Source organism: Micrococcus sp. HMSC067E09, from assembly GCF_001812555.1.
GTDB lineage: Bacteria > Actinomycetota > Actinomycetes > Actinomycetales > Micrococcaceae > Micrococcus > Micrococcus lylae.
The window spans coordinates 85,528-108,355 of the sequence record NZ_KV809431.1 but is presented as its reverse complement, the minus strand read 5'-3'; the positions used below and the strand labels follow the sequence as shown (position 1 = coordinate 108,355).

At 71.4% G+C, this 22,828-nt stretch carries 22 protein-coding genes; 9 read left to right on the top strand and 13 right to left on the bottom strand.

Going from position 1 to position 22,828, the window contains the following annotated elements; translation table 11 throughout:
* Positions 1–41: 41 nt before the first annotated feature.
* Positions 42–2,708 carry an aminopeptidase N gene (pepN, locus tag HMPREF2863_RS04645; RefSeq protein WP_070638326.1) on the top strand — a complete coding sequence of 889 codons (2,667 nt, stop codon included), beginning with the start codon at positions 42–44 and terminating at the stop codon, positions 2,706–2,708.
* A gap of 195 nt (positions 2,709–2,903) precedes the next feature.
* Here the strand turns inward: pepN and HMPREF2863_RS04640 are convergent, their stop codons facing one another.
* The 5 genes from HMPREF2863_RS04640 to HMPREF2863_RS04620 form a co-directional block, all read right to left on the bottom strand.
* Positions 2,904–3,968 carry a lipoate-protein ligase small subunit gene (locus tag HMPREF2863_RS04640; protein WP_070638323.1) on the bottom strand — a complete coding sequence of 355 codons (1,065 nt, stop codon included), beginning with the start codon at positions 3,966–3,968 and terminating at the stop codon, positions 2,904–2,906.
* Positions 3,969–4,124: 156 nt separating this feature from the next.
* On the bottom strand, positions 4,125–4,382 hold the full coding sequence (locus tag HMPREF2863_RS04635; RefSeq protein ID WP_067190712.1) for a type B 50S ribosomal protein L31: 258 nt from the start codon (positions 4,380–4,382) through the stop codon (positions 4,125–4,127).
* Between the two features lie 91 nt (positions 4,383–4,473).
* Positions 4,474–5,313: a TrmH family RNA methyltransferase gene (locus HMPREF2863_RS04630; protein WP_070638379.1), complete on the bottom strand. Its 840-nt coding sequence runs from the start codon at positions 5,311–5,313 to the stop codon at positions 4,474–4,476.
* Positions 5,314–5,428: 115 nt separating this feature from the next.
* A complete protein-coding gene (locus HMPREF2863_RS04625) occupies positions 5,429–6,298 on the bottom strand; it encodes a sulfite exporter TauE/SafE family protein (protein WP_087133332.1) in 870 nt (289 codons plus the stop codon).
* A complete protein-coding gene (locus HMPREF2863_RS04620) occupies positions 6,295–7,131 on the bottom strand; it encodes an ABC transporter ATP-binding protein (protein ID WP_070638376.1) in 837 nt (278 codons plus the stop codon). Before HMPREF2863_RS04620 ends, HMPREF2863_RS04625 begins: the two co-directional genes overlap by 4 nt.
* 86 nt (positions 7,132–7,217) lie before the next feature.
* Here HMPREF2863_RS04620 and serB point away from each other — a divergent pair, with 86 nt between their 5' ends.
* Positions 7,218–8,144 (top strand): phosphoserine phosphatase SerB, encoded by a 927-nt coding sequence (gene serB, locus HMPREF2863_RS04615; protein WP_246828826.1) that lies wholly within the window; start codon positions 7,218–7,220, stop codon positions 8,142–8,144.
* Between the two features lie 187 nt (positions 8,145–8,331).
* Here the strand turns inward: serB and HMPREF2863_RS04610 are convergent, their stop codons facing one another.
* Complete coding sequence (locus tag HMPREF2863_RS04610) at positions 8,332–9,120, bottom strand: SDR family oxidoreductase (protein WP_070638318.1); 789 nt, start codon at positions 9,118–9,120, stop codon at positions 8,332–8,334.
* Between the two features lie 56 nt (positions 9,121–9,176).
* Entirely contained in the window at positions 9,177–9,917 is a 741-nt protein-coding gene (locus tag HMPREF2863_RS04605) for a beta-ketoacyl-ACP reductase (protein WP_070638314.1), read from the bottom strand.
* A gap of 208 nt (positions 9,918–10,125) precedes the next feature.
* Between HMPREF2863_RS04605 and HMPREF2863_RS12035 the strand changes: the two genes are divergently transcribed.
* The 3 genes from HMPREF2863_RS12035 to HMPREF2863_RS04590 are packed head-to-tail and all read left to right on the top strand — an operon-like array spanning position 10,126 to position 11,923.
* Complete coding sequence (locus HMPREF2863_RS12035) at positions 10,126–10,557, top strand: DUF3099 domain-containing protein (protein ID WP_067190703.1); 432 nt, start codon at positions 10,126–10,128, stop codon at positions 10,555–10,557.
* Positions 10,554–10,991, top strand: a complete 438-nt coding sequence (locus HMPREF2863_RS12295) for a hypothetical protein (RefSeq protein WP_070638311.1) — start codon at positions 10,554–10,556, stop codon at positions 10,989–10,991. Before HMPREF2863_RS12035 ends, HMPREF2863_RS12295 begins: the two co-directional genes overlap by 4 nt.
* Positions 10,988–11,923, top strand: a complete 936-nt coding sequence (locus HMPREF2863_RS04590; protein ID WP_070638308.1) for an SURF1 family cytochrome oxidase biogenesis protein — start codon at positions 10,988–10,990, stop codon at positions 11,921–11,923. Before HMPREF2863_RS12295 ends, HMPREF2863_RS04590 begins: the two co-directional genes overlap by 4 nt.
* A gap of 73 nt (positions 11,924–11,996) precedes the next feature.
* Here the strand turns inward: HMPREF2863_RS04590 and HMPREF2863_RS04585 are convergent, their stop codons facing one another.
* Positions 11,997–13,595, bottom strand: a complete 1,599-nt coding sequence (locus HMPREF2863_RS04585; RefSeq protein WP_070638305.1) for an ABC-F family ATP-binding cassette domain-containing protein — start codon at positions 13,593–13,595, stop codon at positions 11,997–11,999.
* A 75-nt stretch (positions 13,596–13,670) separates the two neighbouring features.
* Between HMPREF2863_RS04585 and HMPREF2863_RS04580 the strand changes: the two genes are divergently transcribed.
* A complete protein-coding gene (locus HMPREF2863_RS04580) occupies positions 13,671–14,654 on the top strand; it encodes a KPN_02809 family neutral zinc metallopeptidase (protein ID WP_067190697.1) in 984 nt (327 codons plus the stop codon).
* A 140-nt stretch (positions 14,655–14,794) separates the two neighbouring features.
* Here HMPREF2863_RS04580 and HMPREF2863_RS04575 read toward each other — a convergent pair whose 3' ends face one another.
* Genes HMPREF2863_RS04575 through HMPREF2863_RS04555 form a run of 5 tightly spaced genes read right to left on the bottom strand, consistent with a single transcriptional unit; the run spans position 14,795 to position 19,372 of the window.
* Complete coding sequence (locus HMPREF2863_RS04575; protein WP_067190695.1) at positions 14,795–15,115, bottom strand: metal-sulfur cluster assembly factor; 321 nt, start codon at positions 15,113–15,115, stop codon at positions 14,795–14,797.
* 1 nt (position 15,116) lies between these two features.
* Positions 15,117–15,884 (bottom strand): Fe-S cluster assembly ATPase SufC, encoded by a 768-nt coding sequence (gene sufC, locus HMPREF2863_RS04570; protein ID WP_067190693.1) that lies wholly within the window; start codon positions 15,882–15,884, stop codon positions 15,117–15,119.
* Positions 15,885–15,933: 49 nt separating this feature from the next.
* The gene (sufD, locus tag HMPREF2863_RS04565; protein WP_067190691.1) at positions 15,934–17,178 is read right to left on the bottom strand and encodes a Fe-S cluster assembly protein SufD; all 1,245 of its coding nucleotides are present in this window, start codon (positions 17,176–17,178) and stop codon (positions 15,934–15,936) included.
* Between the two features lie 3 nt (positions 17,179–17,181).
* The gene (gene sufB / locus HMPREF2863_RS04560; RefSeq protein ID WP_070638302.1) at positions 17,182–18,654 is read right to left on the bottom strand and encodes a Fe-S cluster assembly protein SufB; all 1,473 of its coding nucleotides are present in this window, start codon (positions 18,652–18,654) and stop codon (positions 17,182–17,184) included.
* A gap of 28 nt (positions 18,655–18,682) precedes the next feature.
* Positions 18,683–19,372, bottom strand: a complete 690-nt coding sequence (locus HMPREF2863_RS04555; protein ID WP_070638299.1) for a helix-turn-helix transcriptional regulator — start codon at positions 19,370–19,372, stop codon at positions 18,683–18,685.
* A 246-nt stretch (positions 19,373–19,618) separates the two neighbouring features.
* Here HMPREF2863_RS04555 and HMPREF2863_RS04550 point away from each other — a divergent pair, with 246 nt between their 5' ends.
* From HMPREF2863_RS04550 to HMPREF2863_RS04540, 3 genes are all read left to right on the top strand, one after another.
* A complete protein-coding gene (locus HMPREF2863_RS04550; RefSeq protein ID WP_082740143.1) occupies positions 19,619–20,581 on the top strand; it encodes an ABC transporter ATP-binding protein in 963 nt (320 codons plus the stop codon).
* On the top strand, positions 20,578–21,366 hold the full coding sequence (locus HMPREF2863_RS04545; RefSeq protein WP_070638296.1) for an ABC transporter permease: 789 nt from the start codon (positions 20,578–20,580) through the stop codon (positions 21,364–21,366). Before HMPREF2863_RS04550 ends, HMPREF2863_RS04545 begins: the two co-directional genes overlap by 4 nt.
* A gap of 72 nt (positions 21,367–21,438) precedes the next feature.
* Entirely contained in the window at positions 21,439–22,425 is a 987-nt protein-coding gene (locus tag HMPREF2863_RS04540) for a COX15/CtaA family protein (RefSeq protein ID WP_246828825.1), read from the top strand.
* Positions 22,426–22,828 lie beyond the last annotated feature (403 nt).

The following is a 22,828-nucleotide window of genomic DNA, read 5'->3' as shown; positions in this document are numbered from 1 at the left end:
CGACGACGGCCCGGGGCGGCTGATGTGATGGGATAGGACGCATGTCTGAGAACACTTCCGCTCTGCCGCGCCCGGACTGGGACACCGCCGAGCTCACGCGCGATGAGGCCCGTGGGCGCGCGAACGCCGTGTCCGTGCGCTCCTACGACGTCTGCGTCGACGTCCGGAACGCCGAGGACGCGGGGGCCGAGGCGTACCCGGTCACCGCGACCCTCGTCTTCTCCTGCTCCGAGCCGGGCTCGGAGACCTGGCTGGACTGGATCAACGCCTCGGTGGAGTCCGTCGAGCTCAACGGCGTGACCCTGGACGTCGCCGAGGTCGCCGGCCGCAACAGTGTCCGCCTGCCCGGCCTGGCCGCGGAGAACACCGTGGTGCTCAGGGGCACCTCGCTGTACTCCCGCTCCGGTGAGGGCATGCACCGCTACGTGGACCCCGCCGACGGCCAGACCTACCTGTACACGCAGTACGAGCCGGCCGACGCCCGCCGTGTGTTCCCGAACTTCGAGCAGCCGGACCTGAAGGCATCCTTCTCCTTCCGCCTCACCGGCCCCGCCGCGTGGGTCCTCGCCTCCAACGGCGCGGAGACCTCCCGGACGAAGAACGACGACGGCTCGGTCACCGTGGCCTTCCAGGCCACCCGTCCGCAGTCCACCTACATCACCACGCTGCTCGCCGGACCCTACGCCGTGTTCGAGGACCACTGGGGCGGCCACGAGGCCACCGGGGCCGTGCCGGTGGACCTGCGCATCTTCTGCCGGCAGACACTGGCCGAGCACATGGACGCAGACGCCGTCTTCGCCATCACGAAGAACGGCCTGGACTTCTTCCATGACCTCTTCGGCGTCCCCTACGAGTGGGGCAAGTACGACCAGGCGTTCGTGCCGGAGTACAACCTCGGCGCCATGGAGAACCCGGGCCTGGTGACCTTCACCGAGCACTACATCCATGACACCGCGCCGACCCGCGCCCAGCTGGAGGGTCGCGCGAACACCATCCTCCACGAGATGGCGCACATGTGGTTCGGCGACCTGGTGACCATGAGGTGGTGGGACGACCTGTGGCTGAAGGAGTCCTTCGCCGACTACATGGGCACCCTCGCCTCCGCCGAGGCCGCCGGCTTCACCGAGGCCTGGACCTCCTTTGCCTCCCGGCGCAAGGCCTGGGCCTATGTGCAGGACCAGTACCCGACCACGCATCCGATCGTGGCGGACATCGTGGACCTGGAGGCCGCCCGCCAGAACTTCGACGGCATCACCTACGCCAAGGGCGCGTCGGTGCTCAAGCAGCTGGCCGCCTATGTGGGCCGCGAGGCCTTCGAGCAGGCCGCCCGCACCTACTTCCGGCGCCACGCGTGGGGCAATGCCGAGCTGAAGGACTTCCTGGCCGTGCTGTCCGAGGCCTCCGGCCGGGACATGTCCGCCTGGGCCGATGCCTGGCTGCACACCGCCGGCGTGCCGACGCTGCGCGTGGACATCGTGGACGGCACCGCGGTGCTGGTCCAGTCCGGCGAGGACCCCACCACCGGCGAACCGATCCGCCGCCCGCACGTGGTGCAGGTGGGCGTCTACGAGCCGAACGCCTCGGGTGCCCTGATGCGCACCGACTCGGTCACCGTGGACGTGGCCGAGGGTGTCGAGCGCACCCCGATCCGTGGCCTGGAGGTTCCGGAGCACGGCGTGCGCCTGGTGCTGCCCAACGACGAGGACCTCACCTACGCCGCCGTGTCCCTGGACCAGATCTCCCTGGACGCCGTGCTCACCCACCGCATCGCCGACCCGCTGGCGCAGGCCACCGTGTGGGCCTCCCTGTGGGCCATGGTCCGCGGCGGCGAGCTGTCCGTGGCGGCCTTCGTGGACGCCGTGGAGGCGCTCGCGGACACCATCGCCCCGGTGGCCGTGTACACGCAGGTGCTGACCCAGGCCGCCTCGGCCGTGTCCCTCTACGCCGCTGCCGACGAGCGCGCCCGGCTGCGCACCCGCCTGGGCTCGCTGCTGCTGCGCCACGTGGCCGGGCTCGAGGCCGGCTCGGACCGGCAGCGCGCCGCCGCCCGCGTCCTGGCCCTGCTGGCACGCAAGGACGCCGAGCTCGCCGGTCAGGTGGAGCAGGCCCTCGTGCAGGACGCCGAGGCCGCCGCGCCGGGCCTGGCCGTGGACACGGAGATCCGTTGGCTGGTGCTGCAGGCGTTGGCGGCCACCGGCGGCATCGACCGCGCCGGCCTGGACACCGCCCTGGCCGAGCAGCGCACCGCCAAGACCGTGGTCGGCCACACCCTGGCCGTGAACGCCCTGCCGGAGGCGCAGGTGAAGCAGGCCGCATGGGACGCCGTGATCTCCGGCGTGGACGCAGCGGGCGCGCCCCTGTCCAATGACCTGCTCTCGGCCACCGCGGAGGGCTTCGCCACCGACGCCGGCGAGCTGACCGCCGGCTACGGCCAGACGCTGTTCGGCGAGCTCGAGCAGCTGTGGTCCTCCCGCTCGAACGGCCTGGCCTCGCGTGCCATCCACGGCCTGTTCCCGCTGCACCAGGACGCCGTGGACGGCGACGAGGCCGCGCAGGAGCAGCACCCCGTCCTGGCCGCCGCGCAGGCGTGGATCGACGGGCACCCGGACGCCCCGGGCGCCCTGCGCCGCCTGGTGATCGAGGAGACGGACGCACTGCGCCGCAGCCTGCGCGTCCAGTCCCGCCAGGAGGAGCTGCGGCACATCTGATCCTGTGCCGGGGTCGACGACGACGGCCCGTCGCCTTCTGAAGTGAAGGCGGCGGGCCGTCTCTGGTGCTGATCACTGCGTTGTGAGGGGAAGACACGGTGATGAGATCGACCAACGTGACCGTGTCTCGCCCTCACTCCGGACGGTGGGGCTCACTCTGGACGGTGGGGAGGGTGGCCCACGTCGTCGGGGCCGTCACGGCACGCGCTGAAGCCACGTCTGGGTGAGGAACTTCTCCTCGGCCAGGGCCTGGGCACGGTCCAGGGTCTTCTGGTCGAGCTCGACACGCTTCGCACCGTAGCGCTCCTCGAAGACCTGCATCATGACCTCCCAGATCTCCGGGCGGGTCATGTTGCCGGTCTGCCGGCGCAGCGGGTCCACACGCTTCTTCGCGGAGGCGACGCCCTTGCCCTTGAGCTTCTCGCGGCCGATGCGCAGCACCTGGGTCATCTTGTCCGCGTCGATGTCGTAGCTCATGGTCACGTGGTGCAGCAGGCCGTGGGTGCCGACCTTCTTCTGGGCGGCACCGCCGATCTTGCCCTGCGGCGTGGCGATGTCGTTCAGCGGCTGGTAGAACGCCTCCACGCCCACGCGGGAGAGGGCCTCCATGGTCCAGTCGTCCAGGAACGGGTAGGACTCCTCGGTGCTCATGCCGTCCACCAGGGAGCGCGGCAGGGACAGCGAGTAGGTGACGCAGTTGTCCGCCTCCATGAACATCGCCCCGCCGCCGGAGATGCGGCGCATCACGTGGATGTCATGGGCGGCGGCCCCCTCGGCGTCGACCTCGTTGGCCAGGGACTGGAAGGCACCGATCACCACGGCCGGCTCGGTCCACTGCCACAGGCGCATCAACGGCTTGCGGCGTCCGGCGGCCACGTCCTCGGTGAGGATCTGGTCCAGGGCCACGTGCTGGTGGATCGGCAGTGGCGTGGGGGCGATGACCTCCCACTCGTGGTCCTCCCAGGCCGTGGCCCGGCCGAGGGCGCGGCGTACGGCGGTGGCCACGGCGTCGGCGTCGAAGCCGAAGAGCTGGGCACCCGGGCGGATCGCCGCCTGCACCCGCTGGGCGGTCACGGCGTGCTCGGTGTCCTCGGCGAGGCCGACGAGGGCGCCGTTGATGTCCTCCAGCGCCTCGTCCGGCTCGAGGAAGAAGTCCCCATTGAGGCTCGCGGCAGTGACGTCGCCGTCCTCCACCGTGAGGTCGACGCGCACGAGCTTGCCGCCGAGGACCTTGTACTGGCCGTGATGCTGGGTGCTCATGCCTCGAGCCTATCGCTCGAGCGCCGCCGTCCCGCGCGGGGACGGCACAGGCCAGGTGACCCGCGTTTCAGCCCGGACACGACGAAGGGCCCGGCCCCCGTTCTGAGGGGAGACGGACCCTTCGCGGATCGGACCAGCGGCTCAGGCCGCCTCAGATCACTTCTTGCCGCCGAAGCCCTTGAAACGGGCGTTGAAGCGCTCGACGCGGCCGGCGGTGTCCATGATGCGCTGCTTGCCGGTGTAGAACGGGTGCGAGGCGGCGGAGATCTCGACGTCGATCACCGGGTAGGTGTTGCCGTCCTCCCACTCCATGGTCTTGTCGGAGTCGGCGGTGGTGCGGGTCAGCACCTTCTCGCCGGAGGCCAGATCGTTGAAGATCACGTAGCGGTACTCGGGGTGCAGGTCAGCCTTCATGGAAAGTCCTTCGTTCAGTGCCCCTGGTTTTGGCCAGGGCGCTCGAGAGGTCACATCTGTCAGCCGTACATCGCGCACGGCCAGCGCATCACTATACCGGACGACAGCGCAGTTCCCACAGTGCCACCGCGGCCGCGGCGCCGACATTGAGCGAGTCCACGCCGGCAGGCATCGGGATCTTCACGTGGACGTCGCACAGGGCAAGGGTCTCGGCTCGCACGCCTGGCCCCTCGGCACCCACCACCAGCGCCAGCCGCTCGGCGTACCGCAGTGGCTCGAGCACGGGGTCCTCCAGTGCCACGGCCTGATCCGTCACCTCGAGTGCGACGACGACGAAGCCCGCCCGTCGCAGCGCCTCCAGTCCGTCCGTGGCCGGCGCCCGGTGCGGCTTCCCCACCTGCCCGGCCGGCATCCCGTAGTGGCCGGCCCCCGGCCACGCCAGCGCTCGCGCCCAGGGCAGCCGGAACACCGTGCCCATGGACACCCGGATCGCGCGGCGGTACAGCGGGTCAGCGGCCCGTGGCGAGAGCAGCAGCCCGTCCCAGTCCAGGGCCACGGCGGAGCGGACGATCGCTCCGAGGTTGGTCGGGTCGGTGAGGTCCTCGGCCACCAGCACCCGGCGGGCGCCGGCCAGCACCTCGTCCACCGGACGCGGCGCCGGCCGTTCCATCGCCGCCAGCGCACCGCGGTGCAGGTGGAACCCGGTCAGCTGACTGAGCAGCTCGTCGTCCCCGGTGAACACCGGCGCCTCCGGGAACGTCTCGAACGCGTCGGCCAGCTGCTCGGCCGCCGTCTCCAGGTACCGCTGCGGCAGCAGGAAGGACACCGGCCGGCAGCCGGCGTCCAGGGCCCGGCGCACCACGGGCGTGGACTCTGCCAGGAACACGCCGTGCTCGGCATCGGCGGCGCGGCGCAGCGCCGCATCGGTCATGCAGACGTAGGGGGCGAGCTCGGGCGAGTCCAGGTCTCGGCGGGAGACGAGCACGCTGAGGCGGCCGTCGTCGGGACGCGGTGCGGCGGTGCCGGCGGAGGCGACCACGTCCGGCTCAGCCCTGCACGAGGCGCAGGAGCATCACGGCCAGGCCCACCAGACCGACGGCCACGATCACGCCGCGCAGCAGCGTCGGGGAGATCCTGCGGCCGATCTTCGCGCCCACGGAGCCGCCGACCAGTGAGGAGGCGGCGATCAGCAGCACGGCCACCCAGTCGATGCGGTCGAAGGCGAAGAGCAGGTAGAACACGGCGGCCACGAGGTTCACGCACAGGGACAGCCACGTCTTCACCGCGTTGGCGTGCACCAGCAGACCGGTGAGGAAGACACCGAGGATGCCCATCAGCAGCACCCCCTGGGCCGCCACGAAGTAGCCGCCGTAGACCCCGGCGCCGAACACCAGGGCCCAGAGCAGGGGGGACACGGGGCCGCGGGGGACGTCGTCGGCCTGGTCGACGGGTCCGGCGAAGGCACCCACCGGCTGTCCCTCCCCCTGCTCGGTGGCCCTGCGGGCCTTCACCCAGCGGTTCAGGCGCGGCTGGAAGACCACGAAGCCCAGGGCCACCACGATCAGACACGGTGCGGCGATCTCGAAGACCCGCTCCGGCAGCACGGTCAGCAGGAAGGCGCCGATGACGCCGCCCAGCAGGGACGCGACCGTCAGCACGGGCACGACCGCCATCGACTGCTTCAGCTCCCGCCGGTATCCGACGGTGCCGGAGAAGCCGGCGGCCACCAGGCCCATGGCGTTGGAGATCTGAGCGGTGACCGGGGGGAAGCCGACCGCCACCAGCACCGGGAAGGTGACCAGCGTGCCGGAGCCGACGATCGAGTTGATGGTGCCGGCCCAGAACCCGGCGAGCAGCACCACCAGCACCTGCCAGAGCTCCAGCCCCAGCACGTCCGCGGTCAGCAGCTCCATCAGGCGGCGACGGCCGCGTACCGGCCCTTGTGCTGGGAGACCTTCAGCGGCATGCCGAAGGCGGCGGAGAGGTGCTCTTCGGTGAGGGTCTGCTCGATGGGACCGGCCGTGACCACCTGGCCGTCGCGCAGCAGCAGGGCGTGGGTGAAGCCCGGCGGCACCTCCTCGAGGTGGTGCGTGACCAGCACGAGGGCCGGGGCGAACTCGTCCTCGGCCACCTCGGTCAGCTGGGCCACGAGCTTCTCGCGTCCAGCCAGGTCCAGCCCGGCGGCCGGCTCGTCCAGGAGCATCAGCTCCGGGTCGGTCATCAGGGCGCGGGCGATCAGCACGCGCTTGCGCTCGCCCTCGGACAGGGTGCCGAAGCGGCGGTGGGCCAGGCGGGACAGGCCCCACTGTGTGATCAGGGCCAGGGCGCGGCCCTCGTCCTCGACCTCGTACTCCTCGCGCCAGCGGCCGGTCACGCCGTAGGAGGCGGTCACCACGGCGTCCTGGACCTTCTCCCCGTCCGGCACCTGCTGGGCCAGCTGAGCCGACGACAGGCCGATGCGCGGACGCAGCTCGAACACGTCCACCGCGCCGAGCACCTCGTCCAGGATGCCGACGTCGCCGGTGGTCGGGTGCATGCGGGCGGCGGCGACCTGCAGCAGCGTCGACTTGCCGGCCCCGTTCGGGCCCATCACGATCCAGCGCTCGCCCTCGCGGACGGTCCAGTCCACGTCCTCGATGAGGGCCTTCGTCCCGCGGCGCACGGTCACCCCGCGCAGCTGCAGGACGGCGTCGCTGTCCGGGGCGAAGAGGTCGTCGTGGAGGTGGGCGTCCGAGGCGGAGGTGCTCATGCGGACCACTGTAGTGGCCTCCACCATGCGGACCCGGTCACGACGCACGGGACCGCCCGGCCTGCGATCTGCCTACCATCGGCCGTATGAGCCAGGTCCGTGATGTGGTCTACCGTCCCCTTCCCGACGACGGCGCCCTCCCCTCCAAAGCGTCCGTGGCCGGGTCCTTCGCCGTGCCCGGGCAGGCTGCGCCGGGCACGATGCCGGGCGTGGAACCCGACCGTCCCGCCGGCGTGCCCGAGCACGCCGAGCACCTGACGGCCGCGGCCGAAGCGGGCACGGCCGTGGAGGGCTGGCGCTGGCTGTCCGACAACTGGGCCGCGGCCGCCGAGGCCCCCGAGGGCTGGCATGCCGTCCGCGTCCCCGCGGACGTGGTGGATGCCCCGATGCCCTTCGTGGTCACGGACGTGGACTCCACCCTGATCCAGGACGAGGTCGTCGAGCTGCTCGCCGCCCACGCCGGGCGCGAGGCCGAGGTCGCCGAGGTGACGGAGCGCGCCATGCGCGGCGAGCTCGACTTCGCGCAGTCCCTGCACGCGCGTGTGGAGGTCCTCGGTGGACTGCCGGTGGCGGTGATCGAGGAGGTCGTCGCCCGGGTGCGCCCGACCCCGGGTGCCCGGGACCTGATCGCCGCCGTGACCGGCGCGGGCGGTCGGATCTATGCCGTCTCGGGAGGCTTCACCCAGGTCCTGGCTCCCCTGGCCGCCGCGTGGGGACTGTCCGGGTTCTGCGCCAATGAGCTCGAGATCGCCGACGGCCACCTCACCGGCCGGGTGGCCGGCTCCGTGGTGGACCGCGCCGTAAAGGAGCAGATGCTGCGGCAATGGGCCGCCGAGGCCGAGATGCCGCTGCTCGGGACCCTCGGCTGCGGCGACGGAGCCAACGACATCGACCTGCTCACCGCCTCCGGGTGCGGCGTGGCCCTGTGCGGCAAGCCCGCCCTGCGGGAGGTCGCCGACGCCTGCGTGGACGTGCCCCACCTGGCCGTCGTGCGCTGGATACTCGGGCTCTGAGCGGCGCCGGTGCCCCACCTCCCCGCTTACTGGTGCCCCACCTCCCCGCTTACTGGTGAGGACACACCGCCAACCGACCTGAAACGTGAGGTGCAGAGGGTGAGTCCTCACCAGTAAGCGCGCGGATGAGGCAGCCGAGCTCAGCGCCCGGATGAGGCAGCTCAGCTACGCGCCCGGATGAGGCCGCTCAGCCCTGCTGGTCGCCCTGGAAGTCGCGGGCGCCGCCCACGAGCTCGGTGTGGCCGGCCGGAAGGTCGGTGCGGCCGACCAGGGCGGCGACCTCGGCGGCGAACTCCTCCACGGTGTAGAGCTTGCCGGCGGCCTCGCGGCGGGCCTCGATGGCGCCCGGCTCGGCACGGTTGAGCAGGGTGGCGGTGATGGTGCCCTCGATCATGTCGCCGGAGACCACCACGAAGCCGATGCCCTTCTGCGTGAACGCGGGGATGCGCTCACGCAGGGCGTCCTCGCCGGCGCGCTTGGAGCGGGCCACCGGCTCGTAGGAGTCCATGGTGGGCACCTCGTTGATGAAGTGCGCCTGGTGGGAGGTGACGAAGACGATCTGGCCGCCGGCGGACATCCGCTCGACGGCGGCGTCGGCCAACGCGGCCTGGGCGTCCCGGTTGAGCTTCATGGCGTAGTCCTCGCCGAACTGGGACTCCATGCCGCCGGAGGCGTTGAGCACCAGCACGTCCAGCGAGCCGAAGGTCGACACCGCGGCGTCCAGCAGCGCGGCGCGGTCCTCGGCGGAGGTGACGTCCCCTCCCACGGCCACGGCCCGGCCGCCGGCCTCCTCGATGGACGTGACCACCTTGTTCGCGCGCGGAGCCTTCTGGCGGTAGTTGACGACGACGCCGGCGCCGCGGGCGGCCAGCAGCCGGGCGGTCTCCGCGCCGATGCCGCGGGACGAGCCGGTGACGACGACGCCCTTGCCGGCCAGGTCCTTCTCGCCGGAGGCGGCGGTGGTGTTCTCGGTCATGTTCCCTCCTGGGACGTGGTCTGGGCTGGTGGGTCTGCTCGGAGCGGGGCGCGGGCTCAGTGGCCCATGCCGAGGCCGCCGTCCACGGGGATGACGGCGCCGGAGATGTAGGCGGCCTGGTCCGAGGTGAGCCAGGTGACGACGTCGGCGACCTCGGACGGCTGGGCGAAGCGGCCGGCCGGGATGGACTTCTTGTACTGCTTCTTCAGGTCCTCGTCCAGACCCTGGGTCATCTCGGTGTCGATGTAGCCGGGGGCCACCACGTTGGCCGTGATGCCGCGCGCGCCGAGCTCACGGGTGATGGACCGGGCCATGCCGACCAGGCCGGACTTCGAGGCGGCGTAGTTCACCTGACCGGGCGAGCCGAGCAGGCCCACCACGGAGGAGACCAGGACGATGCGGCCGCGCTTCAGGCGCATCATGCCCTTGGTGGCGCGCTGCACCACGCGGAAGGAGCCGGTGAGGTTGGTGTCCACTACGGAGGTGAAGTCGTCCTCGGACATGCGCAGCAGCAGCTGGTCGTTGGTGATGCCGGCATTGGCCACGAGCACCTCGACCGGGCCGTGGGCCTGCTCGACCTGCGTGAACGCTGCGTCGACCGAGGCGGAGTCGGTGACGTCGCAGGCGACGGCCAGGGCGCCGGCGGGCCCCTCGCCGTTGCGGGAGGTGATGGCCACCGTGTCCCCGTTGGCCAGGAACGCCTCGGCGATCGCCCGGCCGATGCCGCGGTTGCCGCCGGTGACCAGGACGCTGCGGCCCGTGGTCTGCCCCTCGGTGGTGGTCTTCTCTGCGGCCATGCTCGGGTCCTCCTGCATCCTGGGCCGGCCCGTGACCGGCACGTTCGGTGACGTCGTCGTTCACTGCGCGGCGGGCGCCGGACGGCCCGGGGCCGTGCGGAGGCGTCCGTCACGCAGACGTACGGGTCCACTCTACGTGGCGCCCGGCGTGAGACAATGGACGCCTGTCCGAGCCCGATTCGTCTGCACCGACCTGAGGGAGGCTGTCATGGCTGCGTCCGCTGCCGAGGCCTGCGGTCCCGCCGCGATCCAGTCCGTCACCACCGCGCCGCAGGCCAGCTCCGCGGACCGGGAGCAGCGCATGCGGAAGTACCTGATCCAGATGATCATCCGCACCGGCTGCTTCATCGGCGCCTTCTTCGCCGACGGCTGGCTGCAGATCGTGCTGTTCGCAGCCGCCGCCGTCCTGCCCTACGTGGCCGTGGTGGGCAGCAACAACGCCCGGCCCTACTCCCCCGGCACCATGCAGGCTCCGGCCACGCAGGCGACCGCCCTCGCCGCCGAGCCGTCCGAGCCCACCGCGCCGAGTACGGCTCAGGACGTGGTGGTCGGCGAGGTCGTCGAAGACACCCCCGCCCTGCCCGCCGGCTCCTGGCACCGTCCGGAGGACTCCGCCCAGACGAAGGGCCCGGCGGCATGACCGGCGGCTTCGATCTGCTGGGCTCGCTCATGTCCGGGTCCTCCCCGGACGAGGCCGCCCGGGACACGACGACGGCCGCGCACCCGGGTGCCCCCGGCTCCTCCTCCCGTGGCCGGGACGCCGGCGCGGCCGGCTCCGCTGACGGCGCCGACGGCGCCCCGCTGCCCTGCTCCGCCCGCGGCTGCTCCGCGGAGGCCGCGTTCGGCCTGCGCTGGAACAACCCGCGCATCCACACGCCCGAGCGGCGCAAGACGTGGCTGGCTTGCCCCGTCCACCGCGAGCACCTGACCGCCTTCCTGTCCGACCGCGGCTTCCTGCGCGAGACCGTGGACGTGGCCGAGCTGCCCGGCCTGGACTGCCCCGCCGACGCTGCGGCGGGGCGCGCGAGCACCGCGGACCGGACCCCGAGCACCCGAGGAGGGGACGCTGAGTGACCGCCCCCGGCACCGGCGCGGCGCACCGCCAGAGCCCCGACGCGCCGCAGTACGGCGCGCAGCAGCGCACCAAGCTGGACTTCCGCTTCCTGCTGACCGCCCCGTGGATCTTCGGGTTCGTGGTATGCATCCTCTTCGCCTTCGCCTGCCACCACCTGGCGCAGTGGCAGATCGACCGCCGCATCCAGGTGATGAACCAGATCAACCGGGTGCTGGAGAACTACGACGACGCCCCGGTCCCCTTCGCCGACGCCCCTGTGGCCGACTTCCAGGCCGACGACGAGTGGACCCCGGTCACCCTCTCCGGCGAGTACCTCGTCGAGGACACCCTCGTGGTCCGGAACCGGCCACGGGCCGGCCGCCCCGGCTACGAGGTGCTGGTGCCGTTCAAGACCGAGGAGGGGGCCGTCGTCGTGGTGGACCGCGGCTGGCTGCCGATCGGCAACTCCCCCGGCCGCCCGGACAGCATCCCCGCGCCCGCCGAGGGACAGCAGGAGATCGAGGTGCGGCTGCGCCCCGGCGAGCCCACCCTGGACCGTGACGCCCCGGAGGGCCAGGTGGCCTCCATCGACCTGCGGCAGATCGGCCGCGTGACCGGCATGGAGGTCGCGGACCGCGCCTACGGGGAGATGGTGTCCGAGTCCAACGACCCGGGCGAGCGACCCCGGCCGCTGGTCCAGCCGACCCTGGACGAGGGGCCACACCTGTCCTACGCCCTGCAGTGGTACCTGTTCGCGCTCATGGGCTTCGGCGTCTGGGGCTACATGGCCTACACCCGCGCCCGCAACGACAGGGACGACCTCGAGGACGCCGCCGAGGCCGGTGACGACGCCGTCATCCCCGCCAAGCACCACCCGCGCCGGCAGCGCGTGAAGCGCCGCCGCTCCGGGCGGATCACGGACGAGGAGGCCGAGGACGCGCTCTTCGACTGAAGGCCCGCCCACCGGGTACGACCGGCGTCACCGGTCGGCGGGCCCGATCAGGCCGGAGCGTCCCCGATGCCGATCAGGCCAACGTGATGAGGTCCCGGTACTCGTCGTTCCACAGGTCCTCCACGGCGTCCGGCAGCAGCACGACCCGCTCGGGGTCCAGTGCCTCCACGGCGCCCTCGTCGTGGGTCACCAGGACGATGGCGCCCTCATAGGTGCGCAGGGCGTTGAGGATCTCCTCGCGGGAGGCCGGATCCAGGTTGTTCGTCGGCTCGTCCAGGAGCAGCACGTTGGCCGAGGACGCCACGAGGGTGGCCAGGGCCAGCCGGGTCTTCTCGCCGCCGGAGAGCACACGGGCTGGCTTGTCCACGTCGTCGCCCTGGAAGAGGAACGAGCCCAGCAGCGTCCGGGCCTGGGTGTCCCCCAGCTGCGGGGCGGCGTGACGCATGTTGTCCAGCACGGTCGCCTCCTGGTCCAGGGTGTCGTGCTCCTGGGCGAAGTAGCCCAGCTTGAGCCCGTGACCCTCCACGACGCGCCCGGAGTCCGGTGCCTCCACCCCGGCCAGCAGACGCAGCAGCGTCGTCTTGCCGGCGCCGTTGTAGCCGAGGATCACCACGCGGGAGCCGCGGTCGATGGCCAGGTCCACTCCGGTGAAGATCTCCAACGATCCGTAGGACTTGGACAGCGCCTGTGCGGTGAGCGGGGTCTTGCCGCAGGCCTGGGGGGTCGGGAAGCGGATGGCCGCCACCTTGTCCTGCGCACGCTCGCCCTCCACACCGCGCATCAGGCGCTCGGCACGCCGGATCATCTGCTGGGCGGCCACGGCCTTGGTGGCCTTCGCCCGCATCTTCTCCGCCTGCGCCATCAGCGCGGTGGCCTTCTTCTCCGCGTTCGCGAACTCCCTGCGGCGGCGCGCCTCGTCCTGCTGTCGCTGGGCGAGGTAGTTCTTCCACGTCATGTTGTACACGTCCATGGTCTGACGGTTCGCATCCAGGTAGAGCACCTTGTTGACCGTCATCTCCATCAGCTCCACGTCGTGGCTGATCATCAGCAGCCCGCCCTCGAAGGTCTTCAGGTAGTCCCGCAGCCAGACGATCGAGTCGTGGTCCAGGTGGTTGGTCGGCTCGTCCAGCAGCATCGTGTCCGCGTCCGAGAAGAGGATCCGGGCCAGTTCCACGCGGCGGCGCTGGCCGCCGGAGAGAGTGTGCAGCGGCTGGTCCAGCACGCGGTCCGGCAGTCCCAGGTTGGAGGTGATACGGGCCGCCTCGGACTCGGCCGCGTAGCCGCCGCGGGCGGAGAACTCGGCCTCGAGCCAGGCGTAGCGGGCCATGGCGCGGTCCCGGTCGGCGTCTGCGGCGGCGGCCATCTGCTGCTCGGCCTCGCGCATCCGGCGCAGGGTCTGGTCCAGCTCGCGGGCGGAGAGGATCCGGTCCCGGCCGGACTGGTCCATGTCGTCGACCTTGGGGTCCTGCGGCAGGTAGCCGATGCGGCCCGAGCGGGTCACGGTGCCGTCGGTGGGCTCGGCACGGCCGGCGAGCACCTTCGTCAGGGTCGTCTTGCCCGCGCCGTTGCGGCCGACCAGTCCGACCTTGTCGCCCTTCGCCACCCGGAAGGTGACCTCGTCCATCAGCAGGCGGGCACCGACGCGAAGCTCCAGGTCAGTCACGGTCAGCATGGGGTCTCGGACACTCGTTTCGTCTCGGAGGGCAGGACACAGGCCGGGCCAGTCTAGTGCGTCTACACTCACCGCATGAGCTTCAACGACAATGTCCAGCTGGACCCGGGACGCGCCCGGGACAGCCGTGGACGTTCCGGCGGCCGGGGCGCGGTCCTCGGCGGCGGACGGGTCGGCGGCCGGGGCATCGCCCTCGGCGGCGGCGCGGGCCTGCTCGCCGTGCTGATCTACTTCATCGCCCCCGGATTCGCCCAGCAGGTCGGCATCAACCCGGACGGCACCATCGGCGGCGGCTCCTACCAGCAGCGCGAGATCGGCGAGAGCCAGAACTCCGGCCCGGGGCAGCAGATCGACTCGTGCCGCACCGGCGCGGACGCCAACGAGCGCTCCGACTGCCGTGTCCTGGCCACCACGATCGCCGCGGACACCTTCTGGGAGGAGCATCTGTCCCAGTACCGCGACGTCTCCTTCCGGGAGCCGGGCGTGGAGCTGTTCTCCGGAGGCGTGAACACCGCGTGCGGCTCCGCCTCCTCCGCGATGGGCCCGTTCTACTGCCCCGGCGACGAGTCGATGTACTTCGACACCGACTTCTTCTCCACCCTGCAGACCGACTTCGGCGCCGAGGGCGGCCCGCTGGCCGAGCAGTACATCGTGGCCCACGAGTACGCCCACCACATCCAGCAGGTCATCGGCTGGCTGCGCTACTCCCAGGACGGCCGCACCGGCCCGGACTCGGGCATCGTGCGCGTCGAGCTGCAGGCCGACTGCATGGCCGGCATGTGGGCCGGCTCCGCCGCGCACACCGTGGACCCGGAGTCCGGCGAGACCTTCCTGAAGCCGATCTCCGACGAGCAGCTGCGCCAGGCCCTGGACGCCGCCGCCAGCGTCGGCGACGACCGCATCCAGCAGGCCTCCACCGGCCAGGTCCGCCCCGAGGCCTTCACCCACGGCACCTCGGAGCAGCGCCAGCGCTGGTTCATGCGCGGCTACGAGTCCGGCCGGTCGAACCCGGACATCAACCAGTGCGACACCCTCTCCATCCCGGCAGACCAGCTCTGAGCCGGCCCTGACGGGCCCCGGACGACGACGGCCCGACACCTGCCGCCGGGACGGGACCGAGGTCGCTGTGCCCGCCCGACGACGAGACGGCCCCTCGCCTTCGGCTGGAAGGCGAGGGGCCGTCGTCGTGACGCGGTCACTCAGATGTTGAAGCCCAGGGCGCGCATCTGGTCCTTGCCGTCCTCGGTGATCCGCTCCGGACCCCACGGCGGCATCCAGACCCAGTTCAGGCGCCACTCGTCCACCATCGTGCCGATCGCCCGGGAGACCTGGTCCTCGATCTCGTCGGTGAGCGGGCACGCCGCGGTGGTCAGTGTCATGTCCACGATCAGGGCGCCGTCGTCCGCATAGTGGAGGCCGTACAGCAGACCGAGGTCCACCACGTTCACGCCCAGCTCCGGGTCGATGACGTCCTTGATCGCCTCGCGCACGTCCTCGACGGGAGTACGGTCAGCAGTCATGTCAGGCCCCCGCGGCCACGGCCTGCTCGAAGCGGGCGTAGCCCTCGGCCTCGAGCTGGTCGGCGAGCTCCGGGCCGCCCGACTCCACCACACGGCCGTCGACCATCACGTGCACGTGGTCCGGCTTGATGTAGTTGAGGATGCGGGTGTAGTGGGTGATGAGCAGGGTGCCCATCTCGTTCGCCGCCTGGGCGCGGTTCACGCCCTCGGACACGATGCGCAGGGCGTCCACGTCGAGGCCGGAGTCGGTCTCGTCGAGGACGGCGAACTTCGGCTTGAACAGCTCGAGCTGCAGGATCTCGGCGCGCTTCTTCTCACCGCCGGAGAAGCCCTCGTTCACGTTGCGGTTCATGAAGGCCGGGTCGATCTGCAGGGCCTCGAAGGCACCCTTGACGTCCTTGGTCCAGTGGCGCAGCGACGGGGCCTCGCCGTCCAGGGCGGTCTTGGCGGTGCGCAGGAAGTTCGTCATGGTGACGCCCGGGATCTCGACCGGGTACTGCATGGCCAGGAACAGGCCGGCCTGGGCGCGCTCGTCGACCTCCATCTCCAGGACGTCCTCGCCGTCCAGCGTGATGGAGCCCGAGGTGACCTCGTAGCGCGGGTGGCCGGCGATGGTGGCGGCGAGGGTGGACTTGCCCGAACCGTTCGGGCCCATGATGGCGTGGGTCTCGCCGGTGCTCAGGGTGAGGGTCAGGCCCTTGAGGATCTCCTTGGGGCCGTTCTCGGTCTCGATCTGGACGTGGAGGTCCTTGATCTCCAGGGTTGCCATGTGTGTGTACTCCTGATTCTGAAGAAAGTGTGTGGTGGGGAGGGCTGCCTCAGAGCGAGGCGATCTTGAGCTCGGCCTCCATGACGTCCGTGAGCTCCTGCTCCACGTCTGCCACGCCGACCTTCTGGATGATCTCGTTCAGGAAGCCGCGCACGATGAGCTTGCGGGCCTCGTCCTCGCCGATGCCGCGGGCCATGAGGTAGAACAGCTGCGTCTCGTCGAAGCGGCCGGTGGCAGAGGCGTGGCCGGCGCCCTCGATGACGCCGGTCTCGATCTCCAGGTTCGGCACCGAGTCGGCGCGGGCGCCGTCGGTCAGCAGCAGGTTCTGGTTCTTCTCATAGGTGTCCGTGCCCTCGGCCTCGGCTCGGATCAGCACGTCGCCGACCCACACGGTGTGGGCGTCCTGGCCCTGCAGCGCTCCCTTGTAGAGCACGTTGGAGACGCAGTTCGGACGGTTGTGGTCCACGAACAGACGCTGCTCGAGGTGCTGGCCGGCGTCCGCGTAGTAGAGGCCGTAGAGCTCGGCCTCGCCGCGCTCGTCGGCGAAACGGGCGGTCGGGGTCAGGCGCACCAGGTCGCCGCCGTAGGTCACCGCGACGTGCTTGAAGTGCGCGCCGGTGTCCACCGAGGCCTGCTGGGAGGACACGTGCACGGAGCCGGCGTCCCAGGCCTGGATGGAGGTGACGTTCAGTGCCGCATCGCGGGCCAGCTCGAACTCGACGTTCTGGGCCAGCACGGCGGAGCCCTTGTGGGTGATCACCACGTCGGCACGGCAGTTCGCCTCCACGACCACCTTCAGGTGGGAGGCGGCGGCCTCGGTGCCGGTGCCGACCACGTCGATGCGCACCGGGGCGGAGACTTCGCCGGAGACGGTCACGACGGTGGCCTCGGAGAACGAGTTCCACGCGGCGGCGGAGACCCGGTCCTCCGGGGTGTGGACGGTGCCCAGACGGGAGTCGTCGCGGGAGACGGTCTCCACGCGGACGCCCTCCAGCTCGGAGACGGTCACGGACGGGGCGGCACCGGTGAGGCGGCCCTCATCGCCGTCCGGCAGGTGCAGGCCCTGCAGGCGCTTGAGCGGGGTGAAGCGCCAGTCCTCCTCGCGGCCGGTGAGCACCGGGAAGGCGGAGAGCTCGCGGGACACCGGGCGTGAGCCGCGGGAGTCCACACCCTGGGTGGCACGACGGGCCGGGGCGGCCGTGGCCTGGGTGACGGTGAGCTTCTCGCCCTCCTCGCCCATGCCCGGGATCAGCGGCGACTCGGCGCCGAGGGTGGTGTTGTCGGTCGTGGTCATGGCTCAGCCCACCGATCCTTCCATCTGCAGCTCGATCAGCTTGTTCAGCTCGAGGGCGTACTCCATGGGCAGTTCGCGCGCGATCGGCTCGATGAAGCCGCGCACGATCATCGCCATGGCCTCGTCCTCGGAGAGGCCGCGGCTCATCAGGTAGAAGAGCTGCTCCTCGGAGACGCGGGAGACGGTGGCCTCGTGGCCGAGGGTGACGTCGTCCTCGCGGATGTCGATGTACGGGTACGTGTCCGAGCGGGAGATCGTGTCCACCAGCAGGGCGTCGCAGACCACCGAGTTGGCGGAGCTCGTCGCCCCCTCGTTGACCTGGACGAGGCCGCGGTAGGCCGCGCGGCCGCCGTTGCGGGCCACGGACTTGGACACGATGGCGCTGGAGGTGTGCGGGGCCATGTGGACCATCTTCGAACCGGTGTCCTGGTGCTGGTCCTTGCCGGCGAAGGCGACCGAGAGGGTCTCGCCGGTGGCGTGCTCGCCCGTGAGGTACACGGCCGGATACTTCATGGTCACCTTGGAGCCGATGTTGCCGTCGATCCACTCCATGGTGCCGCCGGCCTCGACGACGGCACGCTTGGTCACCAGGTTGTACACGTTGGTGGACCAGTTCTGGATGGTGGTGTAGCGGACGCGGGCGTTCTTCTTCACCACGATCTCCACGACCGCCGAGTGCAGCGAGTCGGAGTTGTAGATCGGCGCGGTGCAGCCCTCGATGTAGTGCACGTACGAGTCCTCGTCCGCGATGATCAGGGTGCGCTCGAACTGGCCCATGTTCTCCGTGTTGATGCGGAAGTAGGCCTGCAGCGGGATCTCCACGTGGACGCCCTTGGGGACGTACACGAAGGAGCCGCCGGACCACACGGCGGTGTTCAGGGAGGCGAACTTGTTGTCGCCCACCGGGATCACGGAGCCGAAGAACTCCTCGAAGATCTCCGGGTGCTCCTTCAGGCCGGTGTCCGTGTCCAGGAAGATGACGCCCTGCTCCTCCAGGTCCTCACGGATCTGGTGGTAGACGACCTCGGACTCGTACTGGGCGGCGACGCCGGCGACCAGGCGGTCGCGCTCGGCCTCCGGGATGCCCAGGCGCTCGTAGGTGTTGCGGATGTCCTCCGGCAGGTCCTCCCAGGTCTTCGCCTGGCCTTCGGTGGACCGCACGAAGTACTTGATCTGGTCGAAGTCGATGCCGCTCAGGTCCGGGCCCCAGGCGGGCATCGGCTTGCGGTCGAAGTACTTCAGGCCCTTGAGGCGGGTCTTGAGCATCCACTCCGGCTCGTCCTTCTTGCCGGAGATGTCGCGCACGACCTCCTCGTTCAGGCCGCGACGGGCGGCCTCGCCCGCGGCGTCGGCGTCGTGCCAGCCGTACTGGTACGCGCCGATGGCGTTCAGCTCGGGGTTCTTCTCGAGGATCTCTTGGATCACACCGGGGTCGGTGGTCTCCGAGACGTCCTTCTGGAGGATCTGATCGGTCATCTCAGCCTCTCCTCGTCTTCTTCTCGGGTCAGTCGTGGGCGGGGGCGGTCAAGTGGCGGCCGGTGGGCACGTGCGTGGTGCACACGTGGCCGCCGGTCGCGAGGGTGGACAGGCGCCGGACGTCCACGTCGAGCAGGCGCGCGAACAGCGCGGTCTCCTCGTCGCAGAACTCCGGGAACCGGGTGGGCAGGCCCTGCAGGGGACAGTGTCCCTGGCAGACCTGTGCGGCGCGCAGGGTGGGTGCCATGCCCTCGCCCACATGGCGCAGCGAGCTGGCGTAGCCGAGCCCGTCCAGCACCCGGGTCAGGATCTCGGTGCGCTCACCCAGGTCCGGTTCCCGGTCCCCGACGGCGGCGAGGAAGCGCTCCTCGACGTCAGCGAAGGACCGGCGGGCCACGGCACGCAGCTCCTCTTCCCCGCCGAGCTCAGCCAGACGCGCGAGGGCGTCGGTGGCGACGGCGAGATGGGCGTCCGCCAGCCTGGTCTGGGCCCGCTCGGTGACGACGTAGCGCCGCGAGGGACGCCCGGCGCCCCGGGAGGGCTTGACCAGCTTGACCTCGACCAGGCCCTCGGTCTCGAGGGCGTCGAGGTGGCGTCGGACCGCGGCGGCGGTCAGCTCGAGCTCACGCCCGATCTCGGCCGCACTGACCGGTCCGCGGGTGAGCACGAGCTGCAGGACACGCTCACGCGTGCCTTCCGCCGGAAACGGTCCCGGCATGGGGGCAGACTCGTCCGAATACACAAGTCCATAGTGGCCTATTCGACGGGGGTCGCCCAAGTAAGGAGCGCCTATCCCCTCGGCGGGGCGGTGTGGCGGCCCGTGGCGGGGTCGACCGGACGGCGGCGGGGAGTGAGCGCGCCGGGCGTCGGGGAGTGAGCGCGCCGGTCGGCGGGGCCTTCGTGAGACCTGCCACACCAGCAGCCCACACCCGCCCGCGCGGGAGGGTGAACGTAGACTGGGTGGGTGCCCTCTGTCGCCCTGACCTCGGACGTCCCCTCAGCCGAGCCCGCCCTGCGCCTGCACGACGTGCAGCGCACGCTGGGCCGCGGCCGGCGTCGGACCGCTGTGCTCCACGGCGTCGACCTCACCGCGCGCCGAGGCACGGTCACCGTGCTGCTGGGACCCAACGGTGCCGGGAAGTCGACCACCCTGGCGATCTGCCACGGCACCGACCGGCCCGACGGCGGCACCGTCCGGGTCTTCGGCCGTGACCCCTGGCGGGCGGGAGCCGACCTGCGCGCACGGGTGGGCGTGATGTGGCAGGACGGCGGGCTGCCGCCGTCGCTGTCCGCGCGACGGTTCGTGGAGCATGTCGGCAGGCTCCACCGGGACCCGATCCCGGCCCGCGACCTCTTCGAGCGCCTCGACCTCACCTCCTGTGCCGACCGCGGCATCCGCCGCCTCTCCGGCGGCCAACGCCAGCGTGTGGCCCTCGCCGCCGCCCTGATCGGCCGGCCGGATCTGCTGTTCCTGGACGAGCCCACCGCCGGCCTCGACCCGCAGACCCGTCCGCTCGTGCTGGACGTGGTGCGCGAGCAGACCGAGCGCGGTGCCGCCGTCGTGCTCACCACCCACCTGCTGGACGATGCCGAACGCCTGGCCGACGACGTCGCCATCCTCGCCGACGGCCGGATCGTCCGCCGTGGCACGCTCGCGGAGCTCACCCGCATCGGCGCCGGTGACGTGGTGGACGTGGACTTCGGCGACGCGGACCCGCGCACCGTGGCCGCCTGGGCCGAGGACCCGCACGCCGCGGTCCAGGTGCGCCTGGGGCAGGACGGGACCACCGCCCGGGTGGTTGGTGTGGACTCCCCCGCCGCCATGGCCGCCGTGGCCGCCGGATGGGCCAGTCACGACCTGTTCCCGCGCCGCTGGGACCGCGCCTCCCAGCGCCTGGAGGCCGTCCTCGAGGAGGTCAGCCGATGAGCGCCCCCGCCCGTGACCGCCTCAGGCACGACGACGGTCCCGTCGCCTTCTCGTCGACGGCCGCCCCCGCCTCGCTGCCGGCCCGCATCCTCGCCCAGGCACGCCTGGAGGCCGGGACGGCGCTGCGCAACGGCGAGCAGCTCCTGGTCACGCTCGTGCTGCCGCTGTTGGCCCTGCTCGGCGTCCACGTCACCGGCCTGCTGGACACCCCGGGGCGCAGCGGCGTGGACGTCGCCGCCCCGGGTGTGCTGGCGCTGGCCGTCATGAGCTCGGCCTTCACCTCGACGGCGATCGCCGCCGGCTTCGAGCGCCGCTACGACGTGCTCGCCGCCCTGGCCACCACCCCGCTGGGCACCGCCGGGCTCGTGCTCGGCAAGGCGCTGGCCGTGCTGGCCCAGCTGGCGGTGCAGGTCGTCGTGATCGGCGGCGTGGCGCTGGCCCTGGGCTGGTCGCCCGCGCTGTCCGGCATCCTCCCCGGCCTGGTGACCGTCGGCACCGGCGCCGTGGCATTCACCGCTCTGGCCCTGCTGCTGGCGGGAACGGCGCGCCCCGAGGCGACCCTGGCCGCGGCGAACCTACTCTGGGTGCTCTTCGGCGCCCTCGGCGGCACCGTCTTCCCGCCGCGCTGGGACTGGATCGGGCTGCTGCCCTCCGGCGCCCTCGGCGAGGGCCTGCGCACGGCGTTCATCGACGGCACCTGGGACCTCGGCGCCCTCGCCGTCCTGCTCGTCTGGTCCGCGGCCGGCGTGCTGCTGTGCCTAAGACTCTTCCGCTGGCGCCCCTGACGACGGCGCCCCCAACGAACAGACCACCGCGGCGTGCACGAGCGCCGCACCCGAGACGAAAGGACGGCAGACGTGACCGTCACCGACCGCCCCGCCGCACCGCTCCACGGTGCCGAGCTCGCCACCGGACCCGACTGGCTGCCCACGGCGATCACCAAGGGCACGGTCGTACTGGCCGTGGCCAACCTGGCCGCGAACATGGGCATCGTGCTCACCGGCGGCGCCGTCCGCCTCACCGGCTCGGGGCTGGGCTGCCCCACATGGCCGAAGTGCACCCCCGAGTCGCTCGTGAACACCGCGGAGATGGGCATCCACGGCGTCATCGAGTTCGGCAACCGCACGCTCACCGGGCTGCTGGGCTTTTTGGCGCTCGGGCTCGTGATGTTGCTGTGGCGTCTGCGGCAGAGCCACCGTGAGTTGTTCCGCCTCGCTCTGGGCCTGCTCGTGGGCGTGGCAGTGCAGGCCGGTATCGGCGGCATCACCGTGCTCACCCAGCTGAACCCGTGGATCGTGGGCGCGCACTTCGTGGCCTCAGCGATCATGATCTTCATCGCCGCGATGATCTGCCAGCGGGTGAGGGACGAGCGCAACCATGGCGGCGGCTACGCCCTCGTGGACGGCGCCACCACCTCCGGCACCCGCCTCGGCGCGTGGATCGTGCTGATCCTCGCGTCCGTCATGGTGGCCATCGGCACCGTGGTGACCGGCACCGGCCCGCACTCCGGCGACCCGGATGCCGCCCGCCACGGCTTCGACGCCGTGATGATCACCCGCCTGCACGCCATCCCGGTCTACCCGCTCGTGATCGCCGCGATCGTCACCGCCGTGCTCGTGTTCAGGACCGCCGGCTCCTCCAAGGCCCAGCGTGGCACCACCTTGATGATGCTGGGGGTCATCGTCTACCAGGGCGCCATCGGCTACTGGCAGCACTTCACCGGTCTGCCGGAGGGACTGGTCCTTCTGCACATGCTCGGCTCCGTGCTGACCATCGGCGCCATGGCCTCCCTATGGCAGCGCCAGACCAGCCGCTACGTCACCCCGGGCGCCCCGCTCGCCTGAGGCCGGCGCTCCGACCTCCGCAGGACGGCCTCTCACCCACACTGAACTGCTCCCCGTTTCTTGGACTGGATATCCAGTTCCAGGAGACGGGGAGCAGTTCTCACCCGGGTGAGGGGCCGTCCCGCGTCCGGGGGTCCGCGTCCGGAGGCTGACCGCCGTCCGTGTGTGTTGGGGGGGGTGAGCACCGACCCGCCCCAGCCTGCCCTCCCACACCTGTGCCCTCGATCCGATCCAGAGCATGCAAGGGTCGCTCCCCTTCGGATCGAAGGCACCGTGCCACCCCAGCCCCGCCACAATCGAAGGCACCGTGCCACCCCAGCCCCGCCACACCCGTGCGTTCGATCCGATCCAGGGCCTGCAAGGAGTGCTCCCGTTCGGATCGAAGGCACCGTGCCACCCCAGC